The sequence below is a fragment of the Aliivibrio wodanis genome, assembly GCF_052920805.1.
In genome coordinates this window covers 2,366,762-2,391,128 of the sequence record NZ_JBREXA010000002.1, presented here as the reverse complement: position 1 = coordinate 2,391,128, position 24,367 = coordinate 2,366,762, and the positions used below count along the sequence as shown (strand labels likewise).

The following is a 24,367-nucleotide window of genomic DNA, read 5'->3' as shown; positions in this document are numbered from 1 at the left end:
ATGAAAGTTCTTGTTTTAGGCTCAGGACAATTAGCTCGAATGATGTCACTGGCTAGCGCACCATTAAATATTGATATTATTGCTTATGATGTGAATAACAAACAAATTGTTCACCCTCTAACTCAGCAGGTAATTGATTTATCATTAGAACAAGCGATTAACGACGTTGATGTCATTACTGCTGAGTTCGAACACATCCCACATGATATTTTAAATACATGCAGTCAAAGTGGTAAGTTCCAACCAAACCCTAATGCAATTAAAGCAGGGGGAGATCGCCGATTAGAGAAGTCTCTGTTAGATAATGCTGAAGTAAGCAATGCGAAATACCACATCATAAATTCAAAACAAGATTTCCTAGATGCAATCGATACTGTTGGGATCCCAATGGTATTAAAAAGTGCACTCGGTGGTTATGATGGCAAAGGGCAATGGCGCTTAAAAGAGCAATCTCAAATAGAACAAATTTGGGAAGAAATGAATGAATTAATCCAGAGCACACCAAATCAAGCCATGGTTGCCGAACAATTTATTCCTTTCAATCGTGAAGTATCTCTCATTGGCGCTCGTAATAAAAATGGGGAACTGGTTACTTATCCTCTTACTGAAAATGTTCACGTGGACGGCGTACTTGCTCTATCTACTGCATTAGAAGGTACGAGTGAATTACAAGAACAAGCCGATCGTATGTTTTCAGCAATTGCTGATGAGTTAGATTATATCGGTGTGCTGGCTATTGAGTTTTTCGACGTCGAAGGTAAGTTGCTGGTTAATGAAATTGCTCCACGCGTTCATAATTCAGGTCACTGGACACAACAAGGTGCAGATGTATGTCAATTCGAAATGCATATTCGTGCGGTTTGTAATCTTCCATTGATAGGCTCTACATTATTACGCTCTACGGCAATGATTAATATCTTAGGTGAGGATACTTTGCCCTCTGAGTTATTGACCATGCCTAACTGCCATATTCATTGGTACGGAAAAGAAAAAAGAGCAGGAAGAAAAATGGGCCACATTAATGTGTGTGCCTCATCTTCTGAAGAGTTACAAAAAGAACTAATCAAACTATCTAGCATATTAGATAGTGAGGTTTTCCGAGTTCTTTCGTAAGAGTGTAGAATCTAAAGAGTAACTCTCTCTATTTTAATAAATGGAATTCGAGTTACTCTTTATTATCTTGTGTTACGCCACACTTTTTATCTGCACAAACAATCTTAGTTCCTGAGGCCATTTCTTTTTTTAGTAATAAAGCAAAATTGCATTTCTGGCAGTTCCCTTTTACTGGTTCTTGATTAACAGCAAACCGGCAAGTAGGGTAGCCATCACATGCATAAAAAACCTTGCCAAAACGTGATTTTTTCTCATGCAATAAGCCTTTCTTACAGCTAGGACACTCAATTAATTCTTTCGATTCGTCTTCTTTTTTTTGCTCTAAAGATTCAATATGCGAACATTCAGGATAAGAGGAACAACCAATAAACATTCCATAGCGGCCTTGCCTTAGTACTAATTCACTTTCACACTCAGGGCAAGGGATCCCTAATTCTTTAACAATATGCCCATCATTACTTTTTAATGGTCGAATATAGTCGCATGTTGGATAATTTTGGCACCCTAAAAACGGACCTCTTTTACCATAGCGAATCGTTAATTCACCGCTGCATTGAGGACAGCTTTCATGCTCTAAAGCGTGCTCATGAGCTTTAAATAACTGTTTATCAATTTTTCCAGACATTCAAATGAGACCTTAATGCGTGATACCAACATCTGCAGTATAAAGTAATTCTTCCATCTGCGTATAAGCACTCTCTTGACCAGGAACATTAAATAGCACCATCAGCACAACCCACTTCAGGTCATCTAGTGATAATTCATCTGTTTCTAAAGCCATCACTTGCTCGATAACCATTTCTCGAGTTTCACTCGTCAATACTTTAATTTGCTCTAAAAAAAGTAAAAAACCACGACAAGCAGTATCGATCCCATCAATTTCTAGTTGCGTGTATATTCGCATAGAGGTTGATGTACCTTGCTCTATGTGTGTATAAGAATCGTCTTCTTGTAAGCGCGCTAAATCTTCCAGCCAATCTAATGCTTTATATACCGCATCTTGATGAAAGCCAGCTTTAAGTAATTCGTCTTCTAATTTTTCTTGGTCTACACTCAGTTCAACATCACTATGGATATATGTTTCAAATAGATACATAAGAACATCCATCATGGCTAGCCCCTCCGCTTTTTAATGTAACCCCCTGGGACTGCAGTGATGAAACCTTGCAACTCTAATTCAAGCAATTGCATCATGATTTCATGTACAGGCGTCTGACATCGCTCTGCGATTATATCAACAGGCGTCGCCTCACTGCCTACGGTAGCGAACACTTCGGGAAATGGCAATTGTTCTGTGATAACTTCTTGCTCAAACAATGATGGTTGGTGAGATATTGCACACTCAGTTAATGCTCCAATTTCATCAAAAATGTCATCTGGAGAAGAGACTAATTTTGCTCCTGCCTTTATTAACCCATTTGTTCCTTTCGCTGTCGGGTTTTGTATTGATCCAGGAAGAGCAAAAACTTCACGTCCTTGCTCATTTGCATACCTTGCTGTAATCAGCGACCCTGAACGCTCTGCCGCCTCAACAACAAGAACACCGGTAGACAAACCGCTAATAATTCGATTTCTCCTTGGAAAGTTCTCTGCTCTTGGCGGGGTATCCGGTCGGAATTCAGAAACAAGAGCACCATGTTCAATAATACGTTGTGCTAATGAGCGATGTTTTGCTGGGTATGTTTTATCTAGCCCTGAACCTAGCACTGCAATTGTTTTTCCTTTTGCCTCAATAGCTCCATGATGAGCATATCCATCGACACCAAGTGCCAAACCACTCGTCACCACATAATTATGTTGAACAATAGCCCCTGCAAATTGCTTAGCACAATCAAGCGCCTCCAAACTAGCATTACGACTACCAACAATAGCAACTTGAGGCTCTGATAACGTAAGCGGATCTCCTTTAACAAATATCACAGGTGGCGGCGCACTAATTTCTGAAAGTAACTTGGGATATAAAGAGCTAGTTAGCGGTAAAATAGTATTAATATCACTGTCATTTTGCCACTCTAAACACTTTTCAACCTCTGCATTCATTGGTTTTTGTAGATAAGTAATTTGTGCCGAGGACAAACCAAGAGAGCGAAGTTTATCGCTGCTGTATTGCAGTATATTTTCAGGAGAGTCAACAGCAAGCAGTCGGGTCATAATTTTCCCTCCGACTCTAGGGCAAAAACATAACGTCAACCATGCAGATAAATGTGACTCAGAAGTAGACATAAATATTAATGATTACCTTGTGGAGAGACGGCAATAATACTCTTATGTATTGGCGCTTCACTTTTGGTAATAAGCGCTAAGCTAAAATACTCATAAGGTCGAATAACAATCAACTCTCCAACATTTGTTTGTGGTAACTGAATGCCTTTTTTACTTGCCTTATCAATTGCATATTGATATTCGCCTTTATCCCCTTGAACAACGTGACCACTTTCTTTTAGCGTGAACATACTTCCTTGTATTACGCCATCTTCACTCCCTTTATTAATAACAGCAACCTGATTAACCGCTAAATATTGACCGCCATCAATTGAGCCTAAAATAGCAGCTTGTAAGTCAATTGGGGCTGTAGATGGATAAAATGTTGTTGTTAATTCAGGTTCAATATCATTCTTACCTAAAGGCAAAACTATATCGTTTATCCCAATTTCTTGTTGCTGTTTAATCACTCTTAAGCCACTTATCTTATTCGTGCTTTCTGCTAATTCAGCCCTTCCAACCGATCGAAGAGCATAAGACATCTGTTTTTTGTCATTACGAGTAAACTCATTAACAACTCGATAAATTCCCCACTCTTTATGCGACAACTCAGCATCTACATACACGCGCTCATTAGCACTTAAGAATTTTCTACCATCACTAGTCCCCAAGACTCGATAAGCACTTTGATAGTTAGTACTATCAATCAACTTATCTGACTGTAAATAAGGGACGACCAGGCTGGGGGCAAGTGTTGGAACTGGTTCTTTAATCTGAGTTCGAACTTTAGGTGATAATTTTTTCAGCGGTTTAACACTAAGAACAGGATTACCATTGTGCCAACTTAAACTTAGTTTATCTCCTGGATAAATAAGATGAGGGTTATTAATACTTGGATTAATTTTCCACAATTTAGGCCAAAACCATGGATCATCTAAAAATAGTGCTGAGATATCCCACAAAGTATCCCCTTTTTTAACCGTATAATTTGTTGGGTAATCTTTCTTTAGCATAAGCTTATCTTCGCTAGAAATAGCTGAAGATGAAAATACCATCGTTGCCGTTAACGAGGTTAATATGAGTAATTTTTTAAACATGGTCCGCTTTCCTTATCAGACATTTGAACCGATGCTGTCATTTGCTTAATAAAATGTCTAGAATTGGAGCTATTAGGTTTATGCCGTTTTCGGCGCAGTTCAACATTTAGAGTAATTATGTCTGTATTAGAAGTTTTAACGTTCCCGGACGATCGTCTACGTACCGTAGCAAAACCGGTAGAAGCAGTAACACCTGAAATCCAAAAATTCATCGATGACATGATTGAAACCATGTACGACGAAGAAGGCATTGGCCTTGCTGCTACACAAGTTGATCTTCACCAACGTATTGTTGTGATCGATGTTTCTGACACTCGTGATGAACCAATGGTATTAATTAACCCTGTTATCACGAAAAAAAGTGGCGATGATGGCATTGAAGAAGGTTGCTTATCTGTTCCTGGCGCAAAAGGGATGGTTCCTCGCTCTGCTGAAGTATCAGTAACCGCTCTTGATCGCGATGGTAAAGAATTTGGCTTTGATGCTGATGACTTATTAGCAATTTGCGTTCAGCACGAATTGGATCACCTTGATGGCAAACTTTTTGTTGATTACTTATCGCCGTTAAAGCGTAAACGCATCAAAGAAAAGCTAGAGAAGATCAAAAAATTCAACGCTAAAAACTAGCCATAACAATCCAAATAATTACTAAGCTACTTATTTGGATTGATATTAGAGATACCGAGGTCAACTTGAATAAACCATTACGCATTATTTTTGCGGGCACGCCCGATTTTGCCGCTCGCCATTTATCAGCACTTATCGATTCTCACCATGAAGTGATAGGCGTATATACTCAACCGGATCGTCCTGCGGGTCGTGGTAAAAAGCTGACGGCGAGCCCAGTAAAAGAGCTGGCTCTTGAACACAACATTCCCGTGTTCCAACCAGAAAACTTTAAAACTGACGAAGCAAAGCAAGTACTTGCCGAGCAAAATGCAGATTTAATGGTTGTGGTTGCTTATGGGCTACTATTACCACAAGCGGTACTTGATACACCTAAATTAGGCTGTATTAACGTTCATGGTTCAATTTTACCTCGTTGGCGTGGCGCTGCTCCAATTCAACGCTCAATCTGGGCTGGCGATGCTGAAACTGGCGTAACCATTATGCAAATGGACATCGGTTTAGATACTGGCGACATGCTAAGCATTGCAACGCTACCAATTGAAGCAACAGATACCAGCGCATCAATGTATAACAAGTTAGCTGAACTTGGTCCTGTTGCTTTAGTTAATTGTTTATCTACGATTGCGAACGGTACTGCTGTTGCTGAAAAGCAAAATGATGAACTAGCTAATTACGCGAAGAAACTTAGCAAAGAAGAAGCTAAGATTGATTGGACTATGGATGCAGACGCCATTGAACGTTGTGTTCGTGCTTTTAACCCTTGGCCGATGAGTCATTTCTCTGTTGAAGATAAAGCGATTAAGGTATGGCAATCTCGTGTAGAAACATACACAGGGAATGCAACGCCAGGCACTATTATTCAAGCAGATAAAACAGGTATCTATGTTGCAACGGGTTCAAACGCGATTGTACTTGAACAACTGCAAGTTCCTGGAAAAAAAGCGATGGGCGTTCAAGATATCTTGAATTCTCGCAAAGAATGGTTCGAAGTGGGTAATACACTTAACTAAGTTCTTCAAAATATAAAAAGGTGGCATAATCGCCACCTTACTTTTTTAAATGGCAAATATTGTATTTGCCATTTTATTTTTGCCAATCATATTTTAGGTGATGACATGAACGTTCGTGCTGCGGCAGCAAAAGTTATTTATCAAGTTGTCGATCAGGGTCATTCTCTCTCTTCTGCACTTCCAAAAGCTCAAGCCGAGATAAAACCTCGCGATCAAGCTTTACTGCAAGAGATTTGCTATGGCGTACTGCGCTTTCTTCCTCGTTTGGAATCTGTTGCTCAATCGCTAATGGATAAACCATTAAAAGGAAAACAACGTGTTTTTCACCATCTGATCTTAGTCGGTATTTACCAATTAAGCTTCATGCGCATACCTGCTCATGCTGCGGTTGGCGAAACCGTTGAAGGTACTAAGAACCTAAAAGGCCCAAAACTTCGTGGCTTAATTAATGGCGTTCTTCGTAGCTATCAACGTAATCAAGAAGAACTGGATGCTAAATCAATCAGTCACGACTCGGGTAAATATGGTCACCCAGGTTGGTTGCTAAAAATGCTGAAAGAAGCATATCCAGAGCAATGGGAATCGATTGTTGAAGCCAACAACAACAAAGCACCAATGTGGCTACGAGTAAATAGCCAACACCACACACGTGATGAGTACATCGCTCTACTTGAAAAAGAAGAGATCGAAGTTACACCACACAGCCAAGCAACAGATGCTTTATTATTAGATAAAGCGCGTGATGTATTTACTCTTCCTGGTTTTGAACAAGGTTGGGTATCGGTTCAAGATGCTGCCGCTCAATTATCTGCCGAGTATTTACAACCACAAGATGGCGAACTCATTCTTGATTGTTGTGCCGCTCCTGGTGGTAAAACCGCACATATTTTAGAACGAACTAAAAATACAAACGTTGTTGCTATCGATTGTGATGAAACACGCTTAACTCGCGTGTACGAAAACTTAGAGCGCCTTAACTTAACCGCAAAAGTAATTTGTGGTGATGCTCGTTATCCTGAACAATGGTGGGAAGGCGAACAGTTTGACCGCATTTTATTAGATGCGCCTTGTTCTGCAACGGGTGTTATTCGTCGTCATCCAGACATCAAATGGTTACGTCGTTCAGAGGATATTAAAGCGCTTGCTGAACTGCAAAGTGAAATCTTTGATGCTATGTGGCTACAATTAAAATCTGGCGGCACCATGGTGTATGCGACGTGTTCAATCACACCGCAAGAAAACTGCGATCAAGTAAAAGCCTTTTTAGAACGCACAGAAAATGCCTCTTTAATCGATAATACTGATCCAGCAAAACCTGGGCGTCAAATTCTTCCTGGTGAAGAAAATATGGACGGCTTCTACTACGCTGTTCTACAGAAAGCATAATCTATATACGAGCGAGCAAGCGGTATGAAAATCATAATCTTAGGTGCAGGGCAGGTTGGCGGCACATTAGCTGAAAACTTGGTTGGCGAAAACAACGACATTACGGTTGTTGATAAGAGTTCTGAACGACTGCGTGAGTTACAAGATAAATACGACTTACGCGTAGTTCAAGGGTTTGCAAGTCACCCAGATACCTTAAGAGAAGCTGGAGCACAAGATGCTGATATGTTGGTTGCAGTAACCAACTCTGATGAAACCAATATGATTGCTTGTCAGATCGCATTTACCATTTTCAATACTCCTAACCGTATTGCTCGTATTCGTTCTCCTGAATACCTAAAAGAAAAAGAGCGCTTATTCCAATCAGATGCTATTCCGGTTGATCACCTAATTGCACCAGAAGAATTAGTGACTGGTTATATTGAGCGTCTAATTGAATACCCAGGTGCACTTCAAGTTGCTAGCTTTGCTGAGAAAAAAGTCAGCTTGGTAGCAGTAAAAGCCTACTATGGCGGCCCACTTGTCGGAAACGCACTTTCTGCACTTCGTGATCATATGCCTCACATTGATACTCGTGTTGCTGCTATTTTCCGTCAAGGTCGCCCAATTAGACCTCAAGGTACAACAGTTATTGAAGCGGATGATGAAGTATTCTTTGTTGCGGCAAGTAACCACATTCGCTCTGTAATGAGTGAGTTACAACGTCTAGAACGTCCATACAAACGAATTATGATTGTTGGTGGCGGTAATATCGGTGCAGGTCTTGCAAGACGTTTAGAGAAAAACTACAGCGTTAAACTCATTGAGCGTAATATGAAACGCGCAGAGCAGTTATCAGAACTGCTCGAAGACAGCATTGTTTTCTGTGGTGATGCAGCCGATCAAGAATTACTCAGTGAAGAGCACATTGACCAAGTCGATGTCTTTATTGCAGTAACCAACGAAGATGAAGCAAACATCATGTCCGCCATGCTTGCAAAACGCATGGGCGCTAAAAAAGTAATGGTACTAATCCAACGTGGCGCTTATGTCGATTTAGTTCAAGGCGGCGTAATTGATGTGGCTATTTCTCCTCAACAAGCGACTATTTCAGCACTCTTAACCCATGTTCGTCGTGCCGATATCGTAAACGTATCTTCTCTTCGTCGTGGAGCAGCAGAAGCAATTGAAGCGATTGCTCATGGTGATGAAACTACCTCTAAAGTTGTTGGTAAAGAAGTACAACACATCAAACTTCCACCAGGTACCACTATTGGTGCGATTGTTCGTGGCGAAGAAGTTCTCATCGCACACGATAAGACTGTGATCGAGCAGGATGATCACGTTGTTATGTTCCTAGTGGATAAAAAATACGTTCAGGATGTTGAACGCTTATTCCAACCGAGCCCGTTCTTCTTGTAATTATGGTTAACTACAAACCGATCTTATTTGTAATAGGGCTAGTGCTTTCAAAGCTAGCCCTGTTTATGTATATCCCAACTCTTGTTGCTCTTTTTACTGGTACAGCTGGCTTTCTTGAGTTTGGACAAGCGGTTGCTATTACTCACGTAGTGGCATTTGCTTGTTTAACTTTTGGCCGTAGTAAACAGTTTAAGATGAACGTGAGGGATATGTTTCTTATCACCACACTTGTCTGGACGATTGCCAGCGCCTTTGCTGCACTGCCTTTTGTGTTCATCAACCATATTAGCTTTACTGACGCTTACTTTGAAACAATGTCTGGCATAACGACGACAGGTTCAACGGTTCTCAGCGGACTAGATGATATGGCACCAAGTATTCTACTATGGCGCTCGACCCTGCAATGGCTTGGTGGGGTTGGATTCATTGTAATGGCGGTAGCTATTCTTCCAATGCTTAATGTTGGTGGTATGCGTCTATTCCAAACAGAGTCTTCCGACTGGTCAGATAAAAGTGCACCAAGAACCAAATACGTCGCCAAATATATAGTAAGTGTCTATTTAAGTTTAACACTGTTATGTTTTTTAAGTTACTTGGTTACTGGGATGACACCGTTTGAGGCAATAAACCATGCCTTTACCACGTTATCTACTGGTGGATATTCAACGTCTGACAGCTCAATGAATCGCTTCTCTAACAGTACTCATTGGGTCGCTTCTTTCTTCATGTTTGCTGGCGGTTTGCCGTTTTTATTATTCATTCAAGTACTGAAAAAACGAGATCCCAAGGTTTTATTTAAAGATGCTCAGGTCGTTGGCTATTTAAAGCTCGTTTTGATTACAAGTTTATTTGTGGCGACATGGTTAGTCATTCATAACGATTATGAGGTTATGGATGCATTGCGAGTGTCTGTGTTTAATATTATCTCAGTAATCACGACCACTGGGTTTGGCTTAGACGACTTCACCGCATGGGGCGCATTCCCAGCGATTATTTTTGCATTCGTCATGATGGCAGGGGCCTGTTCTGGCTCTACCGCTGGCGGGATTAAAATCTTCCGCTTCCAAATTGCAGCCACCATGCTTAATAAACAGATGATGAAACTGATTCACCCATCAGGTATTTTTGTCCAACGCTACAATGGCCGCCCAGTGACCGATGATATCGCACGTTCAGTAGTTGCTTTGGTATTCACCTTCTTCTTAACTATCATCATTATATCTGCATTATTAGGCAGCTTAGGTCTTGATCCTGTTACAAGCATTACCAGTGCGATAACAGCAGTTGCTAACGTGGGTCCGGGAATGGGGCACATTGTCGGTCCAACCGGAAACTTTGCCACATTACCTGATGCCGCAAAATGGATATTAAGTATTGGTATGTTGATGGGACGCTTAGAAATACTGACAGTATTAGTCCTATTCTTCCCTGCATTTTGGAAGGGTTAATACCTATTACCGTAATATAAAAAATGGCCTAGTGTTTACGCACTAGGCCATTTTTTGTCATCAGGAAATCGTATTTAAACGGGTTTTACGTAGTAATAGATAGATAAAAACTGGGTAACACAACCACCAAGTACAAACAGATGCCAAATTGCATGGTTATATGGGATCTTCTTCGCGACATAAAAAATAACGCCAAGAGAATAAATAACACCACCAAGACCAAGTAAAATCACACCATTAATATCAATATGTATCACTAATTGATACACCGCAATCACCGACAACCACCCCATAATAAGATAAGTAATCAATGACAATTTCTTAAATCGATAAACAAAAATAATCTTGCCTATGATACCAATTAACGCAATCGCCCAAATAACCCCCATTAACCAATAAGCCAATGGCGTACGTAAGCTAACGAGAAGATAAGGAGTATAGCTACCAGCGATAAGCAAAAAAATGGCACAGTGATCAAGGGTTTTTAATACTCGTTTTGCTTTAGGTGCGGCAATTGAATGATATAGCGTAGAAGCGAGAAACAACAAAATAATACTGGCGCCATACACAGACATACTTGTTATTGTTAACCAATCAGCATCAACCGAGTTTGCTTTTACTAATAATAATATTAAAGCAACGACACCAAAAACCATCCCTAGACCATGGCTTAAGCTATTGGCTAATTCTTCTTTTTTTGAATATGTTGTAGAGGTAGACATAATTATCCCATAGAGTGATTACTCGATAAGGGAAGTATGCCACATTTAAGCGTACACTTGTAAGCTTAAATGTGAGGTTTTTCATTTATATCTATTTACTATGTCGTTTGATTTAAAAAATCAATAACTTGCTGACCTGCATCTTCTGGAGATAATTTTGTTGAGAGCACTAGATTACGCTTTAAATCTCCATTGCTTAACACTGAAGATAATAAGCCCAATACTCCTCCTTTATGCCTTCTATCAACCTCAAACCACAACTCTAATTCGTCACTATTTCTATGTGCAATTAACTCAAGTTCACGCCAACGACCGTGGTATGGGCCATCAAAAGGAACAAATTCAAATTCTTGAACAAAAGGTAACTCAAATCCTTCCACATGTTCACACTCAACCTGACGAATACGCAGACCTTCCGTTTCTAATGCTGTTAACACCCCATCAAGTAATGGCTCTGGACGAACAGTAATCGGATCTTTATCTGTCGGGTCTAACCCTAGAGAAATATCTAGCCCAGTTTGTACCCATACCTTTGCATCACCAATTGTCACTGGTGTATTTAATGGCAGATCCAACTCAACATCAAATTTTCGCTCTTGTTTAGGTTCTATGGTAAATGCGTAAGGTAATCCCCAATCGACTAATACATGAGTTTGACTGATAATCTCTCTACGTGTTCCCTTTTCATCATTATGCACCATTTCTTTTTTATACTGACAGCATAATTTCAAATCAATATTTTCAATATGCTGCTCAGTAGCTCCTCCCGTAATTTCAATAGTCACTTGTACTTTTTGACCTGGGATCAGAACTTCATGATGAATAATCGTATCTACATTTGCAGAACCAATACCCAACGATGCCAGTGTTTTCTTAAAAAAAGACATGTTAACTCTCCCTGACTCATCCATGCATTTCAGTCTATTAGTATTGCTCAATTTATATCATTTCGCTGAGATGTACCTCGACTAATTGGCAGTTTATGATACTCTCAGTGAGTGTTTTATAAACACTCAATCCTGACGATTTATTTGGACTAGCGAAAGCTAAAAAGAGTCTCATTTTGATGTAACTCATAAATCGTTAGGTCATTAATTTGGCCAAGGAAGTGCCTGACTATAGAGATAAACATGCGTCCTATGACTGTCAGGTTCTCACGCTCTGCTTCAACGCATAGTGTGGATCGTCGTCGCAGCCACTTTGTAAAAGTGGCGGTAACGAAAAAGAACGTACCAGAAATGACTCTAGTAGTTTCAACAAAAACTGAAACTCCAACTGAAGTTTCCTGTGCGGCATAATTTAAAAGCGTAGCCTTTGGGTTACGCTTTTTCTTTTAATATCTGATATAACTTCGATATACTTGCCCTTAATAATAATAGGGAGAATGCTCAATGAAATGCCATCGCGTTAATGAACTTATCGAATTGATCCACCCAGAATGGAAAAAAGAACCTGAACTTAATCTTATGCAGTTCATTATGAAACTTGCAGAAGAGACTAAATATGAAGGTAAATTAGAAGATCTTACGGACGATGTTCTTATCTATCATCTAAAAATGCGCAACAGCGAAAAAGATGAAATGATCCCAGGCTTAGCAAAAGATCAAGAAAACGATTTTAAAACTGCCATTCTAAAAGCACGCGGACTTCTATAAGAATCGACAATAGCGATCTGATTTATAAAGAATCAGATCGAATTTTTCTCAAATAAAGCACACTTTTTTAACTAACTTTGAACCTTCCTACGTATTCTAACTACTCATCAAGCTATAATTCAGCCGCAATATCTACATCACCAACCACGAAATGGTTCAGCTCAATAAAACCATCGTTGGGATACCTCATAAAAATAATTAGGAAGAATAATGAGTCAGGATAAGATCGACATCAAAGATGTGACTCCAAAACAATTTAACCCAAAAACACATAAATCTAGCAGTGACCGTTTTAATCCAAATTCAGGAATTTATGTTCGTCAAAGCAAAGGAACTTTCCAAAAACTACGCCGCTATGGTGGGTGGTTTTTATTAGCGTTATTTGTTCTTACCCCATGGATTTCATTTGGCGACAGACAAGCGATTTTATTAGATATTGGTAGTCAGCAATTTAATTTCTTTGCCACAACCTTATTTCCTCAAGATCTCACTTTATTGGCACTTCTTTTTGTCATCGCCGCATTCGGGCTCTTTTTTATTACTACCTTTTTAGGCCGAGTATGGTGTGGTTACCTTTGCCCTCAAACCGTTTGGACATTTATGTATATCTGGTTTGAAGAAAAATTAGAAGGTCCTGCAAACAAACGACGCAAGCAAGATCAGCTAAAGATGACATCAAACTTGCTTGCCAGAAAAGCCTTAAAACACCTCGCTTGGATTGCTATTGCCATTGCGACAGGCCTAACCTTTGTTGGTTATTTTGTACCGGTAAAAGAATTAATAGTCGATTTTTTCACTTTTAATAGTGAATTCTTACCTGCCTTTTGGGTACTATTTTTTGCAGGTTGCACCTATGGTAATGCAGGATGGATGCGTTCTATCGTCTGCTTGCATATGTGTCCTTATGCTCGCTTCCAATCTGCGATGTTTGATAAAGATACCTATATCGTTGGCTACGATCCAAAACGCGGAGAATCTCGAGGTCCAAGGTCTCGTAAAAAAGACCCTAAAGAGCTCGGATTAGGCGACTGTATTGACTGTAATTTATGTGTTCAAGTTTGCCCCACGGGTATTGATATTCGTGATGGCCTACAATACGAATGCATTAACTGTGGTGCTTGTATTGATGCTTGTAATGAAACCATGGGTAAAATGGGCTATGAAAAGGATTTAATCAGCTACACAACAGAACATAAGTTAGCAGGTCATAAAACTCATATCATGCGCCCTAAACTCATCGGCTATGGCATCGTAATGATCTTAATGGTCGGTCTGTTCATTGCCCAAATAGCCACTGTTGAACCAATGGGACTTGATGTATTACGAGATAGAAACCAGTTATCACGTATCAACAATACTGGCCTTATTGAAAATACTTACACCTTGAAAATTATCAATAAAACGCAGCAAGAGCAAAACTATCTATTGTCGGTGACTGGCCTTGAAGAGGTGACTTGGTATGGTTCTCAAAATGTAAATGTAGAACCTGGTGAAGTATTGAGTTTACCAATTAGCCTAGGGGCAAATAGTGATGAGTTATCTGCACCAATTACCACTATTACTTTTGAAATAAAAAATAATGACCAACAAGTGATAAAAGCAGAAAGCCGTTTCTTTAAACCGCTATAATCACTCTATTATTGACTCAAAGGGCTCATAATGAGCCCTTTTTATTTGAGAAAACATTATGTCTGAATACGCCTTTAACTTCAGTACGCTTACCCCTGACTTATTGTGGCATGCCCTTGCTGAGATAGGCGTAAGAGCGGAGTCTGGCTTTCTAGCGCTAAATAGTTATGAGAACCGTGTTTATCAATTCAGTGACGAAGAAAAGCGCCGCTATGTTGTAAAATTCTATCGCCCTCAGCGTTGGTCCGAGGCTCAAATTTTAGAAGAACACTTATTTGCTAAACAGCTTGTACAACAAGATATACCAGTTGCGGCACCAATAGAAATAAATGGCAAAACACTTCACTTTGCTAAAGGCTATTGGTTTGCTTTATTTGACAGTTTAGGTGGCCGTACATTTGAAGTAGATAATTTAGATCAACTTGAATGGGTAGGGCGCTACTTAGGTAGAATACATAAGGTAGGAGAGTCTGAGTTATTTACTCATCGCCCAACTATCGGACTTGATGAATACTTATACCAACCAAAAAAATTATTAGAAAACAGTTCATTCATTCCATCTTATTTAGAGAATAGCTTTTTCTCTGATCTTGATATGTTGATTGGAAAAATTGAGCAACATTGGCAACCAAGTAAAGCAATTCGCTTACATGGCGATTGTCATCCAAGTAATATTTTATGGCGTGATGGGCCATTATTCGTGGATTTAGATGACGCGAGAAACGGCCCTGCTGCTCAAGATATCTGGATGCTTTTAAATGGTGACCGTCAAGATAAATTGGTTCAATTAGATATTCTGGTTGAAGCTTATTCTGAATATTGCGATTTTGACCACAATCAACTGAAACTAATTGAGCCATTACGTGGTCTACGAATGGTACACTACATGGCATGGCTAGCAAAACGTTGGCAAGACCCTGCGTTTCCTATTGCATTCCCGTGGTTTGCTGACGCAAAATACTGGGAAAGCCAAGTGCTTGGGTTTAAAGAACAAATAGCCGCTTTAAACGAAGCACCTTTAGAATTAATGCCTCAATGGTAATAACAATAAAACAAACACAAATGGATTGGAGAGAGTTACACATGATGAAGAAAATGATGGCACTATTTGGTGCTTTAGTTCTAAGTTTTTCTGTAAACGCAGCAAACTTTACTGAAGGTGACTACTACAAAGTACTCGACCTTCCTGAATCAAAAACACCGACAGTAAATGAGTTCTTCTCTTTCTACTGCCCACATTGTAATAGCTTTGAACCTCTAATTCAGGGCTTAAAGAAAACACTACCAGATAATGCAACTTTTAAGAAAACACACGTATCTTTCATGGGTGGCAAAATGGGCCTATCAATGAGTAAAGCTTACGCTACGATGGTTTCTCTTGGTGTTGAAGATAAACTGGTTCCTGTTTTTTTCAATCGTATTCATACCATGAACAAGCCACCACGTAATGAGCAAGAAATTCGTCAAATCTTCCTTGATGAAGGCGTTAACGCTGATGAGTTTGATGGTACTTACAATAGTTTTGCCATTAACTCTATGGTTAACCGTTTTGATAAAGCGTTTCAAGATAGCGGCCTAACAGGCGTTCCTGCTCTTATTGTTAACAACAAATACCTTGTTGAAACCGGTAAAATTAAAAGTGCAGAAGAGTACTACGAGCTGGTTAACTGGTTATTGAAGAAGTAATAAACAGTCTCGTTTTAAAAGTAATAGAAACTAAAAGGGAGCGATAATTCGCTCCCTTTTTATATCACTTCTTTAATACACCTTGCAGATACTCATCTTTCTCTTTCCACAAATCATTTACCCATTTATGAAAGCCACGCTTAAAAGCTTTATCACCAAAGTAATCGCCATTCACCTTCTCATCATTTGGATAAAGATTAATACGCACCACTACCTTGGTTAATTTACCTTGCAACATATCAATAAACGGCGAATCTTGATTCTCTGGATACGCAAGAGTCACATCAACAATACCATCAAACAATTCACCCATCGCAGATAGCGTAAAAGCGATACCACCAATTTTTGGTTTAAACAGGTGTTGATAGGGTGTGCGAGCTTCTTTTAGTTTTTCAGGTGTTGCACGTGTTCCTTCAACGAAATTAACCACTGTCGTTGGTACTGCTCGAAAGTTTTCACACGATTTTTGAATCGCTTTAAAATCATCATCTCGACGATCTGGGTCTCGGCGCATAAATGGCATATCAGCTCCCCAACACGCCAAACCGACAAAAGGAACGAAAAGTAGCTCATACTTCAAAAAGAACTTCGTCATCGGTATTTTATCTTTCATTACCGAAGATAAAATAACAATATCAGCCCAGCTTACGTGATTAGAAAGAAGTAAGTACCAATTATCTTGAGAAAGATCCTCTCCGCCTTCAATGACCCATTCGATATTATTATTCAAATTCAACATACGAAGATTTATTGTCGCCCAGCCCCATAATGTTTTATTTGCCATTGAAACGGTGATCTTTTTTACCACCGAAAAAGGGAAAATAAGCTTAATTACAGCAAAAAAACTGATAATTAAAGAGGTCAATGCCGTATTGAGCATCACAAGCAAAACGCTAGCAACCAGTCGGATATTCACAAACATAAGGGTCTTCATTCGTTAACAGGGTAAAAATTGTCCATATAATAACAAGCCTTACTTTTTTTTGTTAAGAAACTTTATTTCCGTCTAGATAAAAAGGCACTAAATCGCTTGAGCGGTTAATTGCTTTAAGAGGCGATCCATAGCCCTATAACCCACAGCTTCCGCTAGATGAATACGTAGGATCTTATCTTCACCGTTCAAATCTGCAATGGTTCTCGCAACCTTAATGATCCGATGATAAGCCCGAATAGAAAGACCTAATTGATGGAGTGTATTCTCTAAGAAAGCGGCATCTTCTTTAGCTAACGGACAATACTTATCTATTTCTCTGCTGCCTAATAATGCATTAATTTTGCCATTTCTTTCTAGCATTCGTGAACGCGCTAGTAAGACTCTTTCTTTTACTTCTTGAGTAGATTCACCTCGATCTCCCCCTTCCGTTAAAGTGCCTTTAGGCAGTAAAGGGATCTCTAAAGACATATCAAATCGATCGAGTAATGGCCCTGAAATACGGCTTAAATATCGCAGAATTAATTGAGGATTGGTTCTCGTGTTATTGCCTTCGTAATATCCAGTAGGACTTGGATTTAATGCTCCAACCAATTGAAAACGGGCAGGGAATCGAGTTTTACTTGCTGCTCGAGAAATGACAATCTCTCCAGACTCTAATGGCTCACGCAGTGAATCAAGCACCTTTCTTTCAAACTCCGGCATCTCATCTAAAAAAAGAATGCCATTATGAGCAAGAGAAATCTCTCCGGGTCTAGGTATCGAACCACCACCCACTAATGCAGCCATAGAGCTAGAGTGATGAGGGGAGCGAAAAGGGCGAGAACGCCAATTAGATTCATCTATATGCTGATGGGTTAATGAGGCAACTGCCGCGGTTTCAAGCGCTTCATCGCTCGTCATTTTAGGTAATAAGTCACTCATACGAGAAGCTAACATAGTCTTTCCTGTTCCTGGTGGACCTAGGTACAATAAATTGTGCCCACCAGCCGCTGCAATTTCTAACGCACGCTTACCTTGTTGCTGACCAATAATATCTTGTAAGTCTCGATCCATACCCTCGACTTCTTGTTCGATTTTTTCAGAGGTTAATAATCCCAATTGCTGCTGACCACATAAAAAACCACACACCGACAACAAGTGAGGTGCAGATTTATGAATATCTTTGCCTACTAATGCCGCTTGATCGCCATTTTCATCAGGCACCACTAAGCATCTATTAGACTTCAATGAGGCTAATGCTGCGGGTAACACGCCTTTCACTCGACGTAACTCTCCAGAAAGAGCAAGCTCTCCCACAAATTCGTGTCCTGCCAATTTTATTTCAGGGACCTGATCAGACGCAGCCAAAATACCAAGAGCGATTGGTAGATCAAAACGGCCTCCCTCTTTAGGTAAATCCGCCGGAGCTAGATTCACTGTGATCCGCTTTGATGGAAATTCAAAATTAGCATTAATAATGGCACTTCTTACTCTATCTTTTGCTTCTTTTACTGTAGTTTCCGGCAAGCCAACTAAACTGAATCCTGGCATTCCATTACTAATATGCACTTCAACGGTGACAGGAGGTGCTTCAACACCAACACAAGCCCTGCTATGTATGATAGCTAATCCCATTTCCCTACCCATTTATTGATAAGCCTAGTATTTCTACGCTTTTTATTGATTTGTTATATATAAGCGCTAAATGAATAGGAATTGTGAATTAAATGAGAATTTTTTCTTGTCATGAGAGCCATGTCTGTGTTACCACTAAGTTAATGTAACGAATTATCATAAAAAACACGTTTACGGACAGATGAAATGACCTTGCTTGCTCAACTAAATATTCTAATTATTAACATTCTCGTGGTGATTTTGGTCACCGCGCGGGGATGAGTGAGCAAAAAGTCGCAATAGCAACGCACACTTAAAGCCCCCAAGCACATCAGCAAGGGGGCTTTTTTATGAATTCAGGAAGAAAATGGGAGCACATGATGTGCAAGAATAAAAAGACAACCACTCACGCAGGGAGCGAAAGGGTATGAATGGCTCACAATTAGTAGTAAAAGCCTTAAGAGACGAAGGAATTAAAACAGTCTTTGGTTATCCTGGTGGGGCAATAATGCCGATCTATGATGCCTTGTATGATGGTGGTGTCGAACACATTTTATGTCGCCATGAACAAGGGGCTGCAATGGCTGCTATTGGGATGGCAAGAGCAACAAAAGATGTAGCAGTCTGTCTTGCTACTTCGGGACCAGGAGCAACTAACCTTATAACAGGTCTTGCTGATGCCATGCTTGATTCTATCCCTCTTGTTGCTATCACAGGTCAGGTTGCTAGCCATTTAATTGGTACTGATGCCTTCCAAGAAATGGATGTGATTGGTATGTCTCTCTCTTGTACTAAACACAGTTACCTTGTTACCGATATTGATGACTTAGCCCCTGTAATTGCAGAGGCCTTTGAAGTCGCAAAAACAGGTCGTCCAGGTCCTGTTTTAATCGATATAGCTAAAGATGTTCAGGTAGCAGAAGCTCCTGTTACTGTACTCCCTCATTTTGAACCGCCTGCAATTCCTACTGTTTCACCTGAAAGTATAGAAGCGGCAGAAGCCATTCTAAAAGCCAGTAATAAACCCGTATTATATGTCGGTGGTGGCGTTCAATTAGCCCATGCTACTGATTCAGTTCGTGAATTTTTACAACGAAACCCTATGCCGTCAGGTAAGTACCTTAAAAGGTCTAGGTTCGATTGAACGTCATGATCCTCATTACCTAGGTATGGTCGGAATGCACGGTACTAAAGCTGCCAACCTTATTGTGCAAGACTCTGACCTATTAATTGTGGTTGGCGCACGTTTCGATGACCGAGTAACGGGTAAATTAGAAAGCTTCGCACCACACGCCAAAGTCATTCATATTGACATTGATGCTGCTGAATTTAATAAGCTTCGCCATGCACATTCAACACTACGTGGCGATATCAATGTTATCTTACCGCAACTTAGTACCTCTCAAGATCTCACGCCTTGGCTAGAGAATGTGACCGCCTTACGTAGCGAATTTAAATGGCGTTACGACCATCCTGGAGAGCTTATCTATGCTCCACTGCTATTAAAACAGTTATCAGACATGATGCCAGATAGCTCGATTGTAGCTACCGATGTAGGCCAACACCAAATGTGGTCAGCTCAACACATTCAACCTCGAGCGCCTGAGAATTATTTAACCTCAGCTGGTCTTGGTACTATGGGCTTTGGTTTACCAGCCGCAATAGGTGCTAAGGTCGCTCGTCCTTATGACCAATCAATTCTTATCTCTGGTGATGGTTCATTCATGATGAACGTTCAGGAACTAGGTACTATTAAACGTAAACAAATTCCAGTAAAAATGGTGCTACTTAATAACCAACGTTTAGGTATGGTTCGCCAATGGCAATCTCTGTTTTTTGACGGCCGCCACAGTGAAACCATTTTAGATGATAATCCAGACTTTGTAGCTCTCGCTGCAGCATTTGGGATCCCCGGAAAAACGATTACAACCAAAGAAGAAGTGGAACCTGCATTAAAAGAGATGCTTGAAAGCGAAACCGCTTATCTATTACACGTGTTGATCTCTGAAGAAGAAAATGTATGGCCGCTTGTACCACCAGGCGCCGCAAATCAAGACATGGTGGAGGGGGAATAATGCAACGTTATATTTTAGAAATTGAAGCAACAGATAAGCCAGTATTACTGGAGCGCGTATTGCGTGTTATTCGTCACCGAGGCTTTGCGATTAAGCAAGTATTGGCGACTCAAAACCAAGCAAGTGGTATCGCTGCGGTTGAGATTATCGTCGAAAGTGATCGTCCAATCAGTCTTCTGACTAATCAAATTGAAAAACTTTGGGATATTACCGCAGTTCATGTCTCTACATTGAATCGCGCATAAGATAAAAATTTAAAGGATTAATGACAATGCCTACATCACCTAAAAACAGATACCGTTCAGCCACCACCACTCATGGTCGTAATATGGCTGGAGCTCGTGCACTATGGCGCGCAACAGGCGTAAAAGAAGAAGATTTTGGTAAACCAATCATTGCAGTGGTTAACTCATTTACCCAATTTGTTCCTGGTCATGTTCACCTAAAAGACATGGGACAATTGGTTGCTGGTGAAATTGAAAAAGCCGGCGGTATCGCGAAAGAATTTAATACCATTGCGGTTGATGATGGTATTGCAATGGGTCACGGCGGTATGCTTTATTCTCTGCCATCACGTGAACTTATTGCCGACTCAGTTGAATACATGGTTAACGCTCACTGTGCAGATGCGATGGTGTGTATTTCTAACTGTGACAAAATAACTCCTGGAATGATGATGGCAGCAATGCGTCTTAATATTCCGGTGATCTTTGTTTCTGGTGGCCCAATGGAAGCAGGTAAGACTAAGCTTTCAGATCAAATCATCAAGCTTGATCTTGTTGATGCGATGATCCAAGGCGCCGATCCAACGATTTCAGATGAGCAAAGTGAGCAAGTAGAACGTTCTGCGTGTCCAACCTGTGGTTCATGTTCTGGTATGTTTACTGCTAACTCAATGAACTGTTTAACCGAAGCATTAGGGCTATCTCAACCGGGTAATGGCTCAATGCTTGCTACTCACGCCGATCGTGAAGAGCTGTTTATCAATGCAGGTAAACGCATCGTGACTCTAACAAAACGCTATTACGAGCAAGGTGATGACTCAGCACTACCACGTAATATTGCCAACAAAGCCGCATTTGAAAATGCCATGGCACTTGATATTGCAATGGGTGGTTCAAGTAATACGGTTCTTCACCTAATAGCATCCGCTCAAGAAGGCGAAATCGATTTTGATATGGATGATATTGATGAGATGTCTCGTCGAGTACCTCATCTATGTAAAGTAGCACCTTCAACACCTAAATATCACATGGAAGACGTTCACCGTGCCGGTGGTGTAATGGCTATCCTTGGTGAGCTAGATCGAGCAAATCTACTTAATAGTGATACCAATACAGTACTTGGCCTAACGATGAAAGAGCAGTTAGCTCAATACGACATCATGCAAACTGAAGATGAAGCCGTGCTTAAATTCTTCCGTGCCGGTCCTGCAGGTATTCGAACCACAAAAGCATTTTCACAAGATTGTCGCTGGGATCGTCTTGATGATGACCGTGAAAATGGCTGTATCAGAACAAAAGAAAATGCCTTTAGCCAAGAAGGTGGTCTAGCGGTTCTTTCGGGTAATATCGCAGTTGACGGCTGTATTGTAAAAACAGCTGGTGTTGATGAAGGTAACCTTAAATTCCAAGGTCCTGCGATTGTATTTGAAAGCCAAGATACCGCAGTAGAAGGTATTTTAGGCGGGCAAGTAAAAGCAGGGAATGTGGTTGTTATTCGCTACGAAGGCCCTAAAGGTGGCCCGGGTATGCAAGAAATGCTATACCCAACCACTTACCTAAAATCAATGGGACTTGGTAAAGCGTGTGCTCTTCTTACTGATGGCCGTTTCTCTGGTGGTACTTCAGGTCTTTCTATCGGTCACGCTTCTCCAGAAGCCGCAAGTGGTGGCACTATTGGATTAGTCAAAACAGGGGATATTATCACTATTGATATTCCAAGCCGTTCTATCACTCTTGATGTACCAGAAGCTGAATTAAGCGAGCGTCGTGCAGAGCAAGATAAGTTAGGTTGGAAGCCTGTTAATCGTCAACGTGAAGTCTCTTTTGCACTAAAAGCCTATGCAATGATGGCGACGAGTGCAGATAAAGGCGCGGTACGTGATAGATCTAAGTTAGAAGGATAAATTTATGACAACACCTTCTTATCAAACTGGCGCAGAGTACCTGCGTCAGATCTTACGAGCACCTGTTTATGATGTGGCAACAGTAACGCCACTTCAAGATATGCCTCGTTTATCTGAGCGACTTAAAAACCGAGTTCAATTAAAACGAGAAGATCGTCAACCTGTTCACTCATTTAAGCTTCGCGGCGCTTACAATATGGTTTCAAGCCTGACTGAAGAGCAAAAGAAAGCAGGCGTTATCGCAGCCTCAGCCGGAAATCACGCGCAAGGAATGGCTCTATCTGGCACTAAACTTGGTATTCAAACCACCATAGTCATGCCACGAACCACGCCTGATATCAAAGTAGAAGCTGTGAAAGGGTTTGGCGGTAATGTTGTACTTCATGGCAGTAACTTTGACGAAGCCAAAGTCAGAAGCAGAGCGATTAGCAGAACTTCACGGTTATACATTTGTTCCTCCTTTTGACCACCCATTAGTGATTGCAGGTCAAGGAACAATTGGAATGGAAATGCTACAACAAAATGGGCATTTAGATTATATTTTTGTTCCTGTTGGTGGTGGTGGCTTAGCCGCAGGGGTTGCTGTTCTAATTAAACAACTAATGCCTGAAATAAAAATTATCGCTGTAGAACCTGGAGACTCTGCCTGCTTAAAAGCTGCATTAGACGTTGGCGAGCCAGTCGTACTTAATCAAGTAAGTATGTTTGCTGATGGCGTTGCCGTAAAGCGCATTGGAGATGAAACATTCCGTTTATGCCAACAGTACATTGATGGACATATTACCGTTTCTAGCGATGAGATTTGCGCTGCTGTCAAAGATATCTTTGAAGACACGCGTGCAATAGCTGAACCTTCAGGCGCATTAGCGTTAGCTGGACTAAAAAAATTCGCAGATCAAAACCAACTACAAGATAAACAACTTGGCACTGTTCTTTCTGGTGCAAACACCAATTTCCATGGTTTACGTTATGTTTCAGAACGTTGCGAACTCGGTGAAAAAAGAGAAGGTCTGTTAGCAGTCACCATCCCTGAACGTCAAGGGGCATTCTTCGAGTTCTGTAACCTTATTGGAGGGCGAGCTGTTACTGAGTTTAACTATCGCTATAACGATGACAAACTAGCCAATATTTTTGTCGGGGTACGCCTACAGGAAGGGCAAGAAGAGCTTGACGGTATTATCAACGACTTACAGCAAGGTGATTATCCAGTCGTTGACCTTTCTGATAATGAAATGGCTAAACTCCATATTCGTTATATGATTGGAGGAAAACCCTCTAAACCATTGAAAGAGCGTTTATATAGCTTCGAATTTCCTGAGTACCCTGGTGCATTAGTTAAATTTCTAAGCACTTTAGGCACTCATTGGAATATCAGTTTATTCAATTATCGTAACCATGGTGCCGATTATGGTCGAGTGTTATGTGGTTTTGAATTGGATGATTCTGATCTTGTTGATTTCTCAAAACATCTTGCAGAATTAGGCTATCAATGGACTGACGAAACAACAAATCCTGCCTATCAATTCTTTTTATCTTGAACACACATAGTATCAAGTAAGGCTAATTCATTTTTAGCCTTATTTTCATTCAATTTTAAAATTATGCTATACAATCGGTTAAAAAGTGCTATTATTTTGTCTGGCCTGTAAACAGACCTA

The 24,367-nt window shown here is 40.4% G+C and carries 21 protein-coding genes and 2 pseudogenes; 15 read left to right on the top strand and 8 right to left on the bottom strand.

What is annotated here, in order from left to right:
- Complete coding sequence (locus tag ACU5DF_RS19000) at nt 1–1,113, top strand: 5-(carboxyamino)imidazole ribonucleotide synthase (protein ID WP_446713881.1); 1,113 nt, start codon at nt 1–3, stop codon at nt 1,111–1,113.
- A gap of 52 nt (nt 1,114–1,165) precedes the next feature.
- Here the strand turns inward: ACU5DF_RS19000 and ACU5DF_RS18995 are convergent, their stop codons facing one another.
- From ACU5DF_RS18995 to ACU5DF_RS18980, 4 genes are read right to left on the bottom strand one after another with little or no spacing between them, the layout of a single operon-like run.
- Nucleotides 1,166–1,738: a DNA topoisomerase family protein gene (locus ACU5DF_RS18995; protein ID WP_446713880.1), complete on the bottom strand. Its 573-nt coding sequence runs from the start codon at nt 1,736–1,738 to the stop codon at nt 1,166–1,168.
- 12 nt (nt 1,739–1,750) lie between these two features.
- Nucleotides 1,751–2,224 carry a DUF494 family protein gene (locus ACU5DF_RS18990; RefSeq protein WP_446713879.1) on the bottom strand — a complete coding sequence of 158 codons (474 nt, stop codon included), beginning with the start codon at nt 2,222–2,224 and terminating at the stop codon, nt 1,751–1,753.
- 2 nt (nt 2,225–2,226) lie between these two features.
- Nucleotides 2,227–3,336: a DNA-processing protein DprA gene (gene dprA / locus ACU5DF_RS18985; RefSeq protein WP_446713878.1), complete on the bottom strand. Its 1,110-nt coding sequence runs from the start codon at nt 3,334–3,336 to the stop codon at nt 2,227–2,229.
- Between the two features lie 5 nt (nt 3,337–3,341).
- Nucleotides 3,342–4,412, bottom strand: a complete 1,071-nt coding sequence (locus ACU5DF_RS18980; RefSeq protein WP_446713877.1) for a LysM peptidoglycan-binding domain-containing protein — start codon at nt 4,410–4,412, stop codon at nt 3,342–3,344.
- Nucleotides 4,413–4,529: 117 nt separating this feature from the next.
- Between ACU5DF_RS18980 and def the strand changes: the two genes are divergently transcribed.
- From def to ACU5DF_RS18955, 5 genes are all read left to right on the top strand, one after another.
- Nucleotides 4,530–5,039: a peptide deformylase gene (gene def, locus ACU5DF_RS18975; protein ID WP_446713876.1), complete on the top strand. Its 510-nt coding sequence runs from the start codon at nt 4,530–4,532 to the stop codon at nt 5,037–5,039.
- A 65-nt stretch (nt 5,040–5,104) separates the two neighbouring features.
- On the top strand, nt 5,105–6,052 hold the full coding sequence (fmt, locus tag ACU5DF_RS18970; protein WP_446713875.1) for a methionyl-tRNA formyltransferase: 948 nt from the start codon (nt 5,105–5,107) through the stop codon (nt 6,050–6,052).
- Nucleotides 6,053–6,157: 105 nt separating this feature from the next.
- Nucleotides 6,158–7,438, top strand: coding sequence for a 16S rRNA (cytosine(967)-C(5))-methyltransferase RsmB (gene rsmB, locus ACU5DF_RS18965; RefSeq protein WP_446713874.1), 1,281 nt, complete (start codon nt 6,158–6,160; stop codon nt 7,436–7,438).
- Between the two features lie 24 nt (nt 7,439–7,462).
- A complete protein-coding gene (gene trkA, locus ACU5DF_RS18960; protein WP_446713873.1) occupies nt 7,463–8,839 on the top strand; it encodes a Trk system potassium transporter TrkA in 1,377 nt (458 codons plus the stop codon).
- 2 nt (nt 8,840–8,841) lie between these two features.
- Nucleotides 8,842–10,287: a TrkH family potassium uptake protein gene (locus ACU5DF_RS18955; protein WP_446713872.1), complete on the top strand. Its 1,446-nt coding sequence runs from the start codon at nt 8,842–8,844 to the stop codon at nt 10,285–10,287.
- A 74-nt stretch (nt 10,288–10,361) separates the two neighbouring features.
- Here the strand turns inward: ACU5DF_RS18955 and trhA are convergent, their stop codons facing one another.
- Complete coding sequence (gene trhA, locus ACU5DF_RS18950) at nt 10,362–11,009, bottom strand: PAQR family membrane homeostasis protein TrhA (RefSeq protein ID WP_045103213.1); 648 nt, start codon at nt 11,007–11,009, stop codon at nt 10,362–10,364.
- Nucleotides 11,010–11,107: 98 nt separating this feature from the next.
- Nucleotides 11,108–11,896 carry a sporulation protein gene (locus tag ACU5DF_RS18945; RefSeq protein ID WP_446713871.1) on the bottom strand — a complete coding sequence of 263 codons (789 nt, stop codon included), beginning with the start codon at nt 11,894–11,896 and terminating at the stop codon, nt 11,108–11,110.
- A gap of 243 nt (nt 11,897–12,139) precedes the next feature.
- Here ACU5DF_RS18945 and ACU5DF_RS18940 point away from each other — a divergent pair, with 243 nt between their 5' ends.
- The 5 genes from ACU5DF_RS18940 (at nt 12,140) to ACU5DF_RS18920 (ending at nt 15,979) form a co-directional block, all read left to right on the top strand.
- Nucleotides 12,140–12,307 carry a hypothetical protein gene (locus ACU5DF_RS18940; RefSeq protein ID WP_099047754.1) on the top strand — a complete coding sequence of 56 codons (168 nt, stop codon included), beginning with the start codon at nt 12,140–12,142 and terminating at the stop codon, nt 12,305–12,307.
- 93 nt (nt 12,308–12,400) lie between these two features.
- Nucleotides 12,401–12,664: a YihD family protein gene (locus ACU5DF_RS18935; RefSeq protein WP_045103215.1), complete on the top strand. Its 264-nt coding sequence runs from the start codon at nt 12,401–12,403 to the stop codon at nt 12,662–12,664.
- Between the two features lie 210 nt (nt 12,665–12,874).
- Nucleotides 12,875–14,293 (top strand): cytochrome c oxidase accessory protein CcoG, encoded by a 1,419-nt coding sequence (gene ccoG, locus ACU5DF_RS18930; protein WP_446713870.1) that lies wholly within the window; start codon nt 12,875–12,877, stop codon nt 14,291–14,293.
- 58 nt (nt 14,294–14,351) lie between these two features.
- On the top strand, nt 14,352–15,335 hold the full coding sequence (locus ACU5DF_RS18925) for a serine/threonine protein kinase (protein WP_446713869.1): 984 nt from the start codon (nt 14,352–14,354) through the stop codon (nt 15,333–15,335).
- 44 nt (nt 15,336–15,379) lie between these two features.
- Complete coding sequence (locus tag ACU5DF_RS18920; protein ID WP_446714279.1) at nt 15,380–15,979, top strand: thiol:disulfide interchange protein DsbA/DsbL; 600 nt, start codon at nt 15,380–15,382, stop codon at nt 15,977–15,979.
- A 64-nt stretch (nt 15,980–16,043) separates the two neighbouring features.
- Here ACU5DF_RS18920 and yihG read toward each other — a convergent pair whose 3' ends face one another.
- Both yihG and ACU5DF_RS18910 read right to left on the bottom strand, forming a co-directional pair.
- Nucleotides 16,044–16,901: a 1-acylglycerol-3-phosphate O-acyltransferase, YihG family gene (gene yihG, locus ACU5DF_RS18915; RefSeq protein ID WP_446713868.1), complete on the bottom strand. Its 858-nt coding sequence runs from the start codon at nt 16,899–16,901 to the stop codon at nt 16,044–16,046.
- A gap of 99 nt (nt 16,902–17,000) precedes the next feature.
- Nucleotides 17,001–18,527: a YifB family Mg chelatase-like AAA ATPase gene (locus ACU5DF_RS18910; protein WP_446713867.1), complete on the bottom strand. Its 1,527-nt coding sequence runs from the start codon at nt 18,525–18,527 to the stop codon at nt 17,001–17,003.
- A 406-nt stretch (nt 18,528–18,933) separates the two neighbouring features.
- Between ACU5DF_RS18910 and ilvG the strand changes: the two are divergent.
- The 4 genes and pseudogenes from ilvG (at nt 18,934) to ilvA (ending at nt 24,247) form a co-directional block, all read left to right on the top strand.
- Nucleotides 18,934–20,581: pseudogene (gene ilvG, locus ACU5DF_RS18905) on the top strand (acetolactate synthase 2 catalytic subunit).
- A complete protein-coding gene (gene ilvM / locus ACU5DF_RS18900) occupies nt 20,581–20,826 on the top strand; it encodes an acetolactate synthase 2 small subunit (RefSeq protein WP_045103221.1) in 246 nt (81 codons plus the stop codon). The pseudogene ilvG and the gene ilvM overlap by 1 nt, the downstream one beginning before the upstream one ends.
- A gap of 26 nt (nt 20,827–20,852) precedes the next feature.
- Complete coding sequence (ilvD, locus tag ACU5DF_RS18895; protein ID WP_446713866.1) at nt 20,853–22,709, top strand: dihydroxy-acid dehydratase; 1,857 nt, start codon at nt 20,853–20,855, stop codon at nt 22,707–22,709.
- Between the two features lie 4 nt (nt 22,710–22,713).
- A pseudogene (gene ilvA / locus ACU5DF_RS18890) lies at nt 22,714–24,247 on the top strand (threonine ammonia-lyase, biosynthetic).
- Nucleotides 24,248–24,367: the final 120 nt, after the last annotated feature.

Coding starts and splice junctions, on each gene's coding strand:
- ACU5DF_RS19000 (WP_446713881.1), top strand. CDS start 1: ATGAAAGTTCTTGTTTTAGGCTCAGGACAATTAGCTCGAATGATGTCA.
- ACU5DF_RS18935 (WP_045103215.1), top strand. CDS start 12,401: ATGAAATGCCATCGCGTTAATGAACTTATCGAATTGATCCACCCAGAA.
- ilvD (WP_446713866.1), top strand. CDS start 20,853: ATGCCTACATCACCTAAAAACAGATACCGTTCAGCCACCACCACTCAT.
- dprA (WP_446713878.1), bottom strand. CDS start 3,336: ATGTCTACTTCTGAGTCACATTTATCTGCATGGTTGACGTTATGTTTT.
- ACU5DF_RS18940 (WP_099047754.1), top strand. CDS start 12,140: ATGCGTCCTATGACTGTCAGGTTCTCACGCTCTGCTTCAACGCATAGT.
- def (WP_446713876.1), top strand. CDS start 4,530: ATGTCTGTATTAGAAGTTTTAACGTTCCCGGACGATCGTCTACGTACC.
- trkA (WP_446713873.1), top strand. CDS start 7,463: ATGAAAATCATAATCTTAGGTGCAGGGCAGGTTGGCGGCACATTAGCT.
- ACU5DF_RS18995 (WP_446713880.1), bottom strand. CDS start 1,738: ATGTCTGGAAAAATTGATAAACAGTTATTTAAAGCTCATGAGCACGCT.
- trhA (WP_045103213.1), bottom strand. CDS start 11,009: ATGTCTACCTCTACAACATATTCAAAAAAAGAAGAATTAGCCAATAGC.
- ACU5DF_RS18925 (WP_446713869.1), top strand. CDS start 14,352: ATGTCTGAATACGCCTTTAACTTCAGTACGCTTACCCCTGACTTATTG.
- ACU5DF_RS18955 (WP_446713872.1), top strand. CDS start 8,842: ATGGTTAACTACAAACCGATCTTATTTGTAATAGGGCTAGTGCTTTCA.
- ACU5DF_RS18910 (WP_446713867.1), bottom strand. CDS start 18,527: ATGGGATTAGCTATCATACATAGCAGGGCTTGTGTTGGTGTTGAAGCA.
- ACU5DF_RS18945 (WP_446713871.1), bottom strand. CDS start 11,896: ATGTCTTTTTTTAAGAAAACACTGGCATCGTTGGGTATTGGTTCTGCA.
- ACU5DF_RS18990 (WP_446713879.1), bottom strand. CDS start 2,224: ATGATGGATGTTCTTATGTATCTATTTGAAACATATATCCATAGTGAT.
- ccoG (WP_446713870.1), top strand. CDS start 12,875: ATGAGTCAGGATAAGATCGACATCAAAGATGTGACTCCAAAACAATTT.
- ACU5DF_RS18980 (WP_446713877.1), bottom strand. CDS start 4,412: ATGTTTAAAAAATTACTCATATTAACCTCGTTAACGGCAACGATGGTA.
- rsmB (WP_446713874.1), top strand. CDS start 6,158: ATGAACGTTCGTGCTGCGGCAGCAAAAGTTATTTATCAAGTTGTCGAT.
- ACU5DF_RS18920 (WP_446714279.1), top strand. CDS start 15,380: ATGAAGAAAATGATGGCACTATTTGGTGCTTTAGTTCTAAGTTTTTCT.
- ilvM (WP_045103221.1), top strand. CDS start 20,581: ATGCAACGTTATATTTTAGAAATTGAAGCAACAGATAAGCCAGTATTA.
- yihG (WP_446713868.1), bottom strand. CDS start 16,901: ATGTTTGTGAATATCCGACTGGTTGCTAGCGTTTTGCTTGTGATGCTC.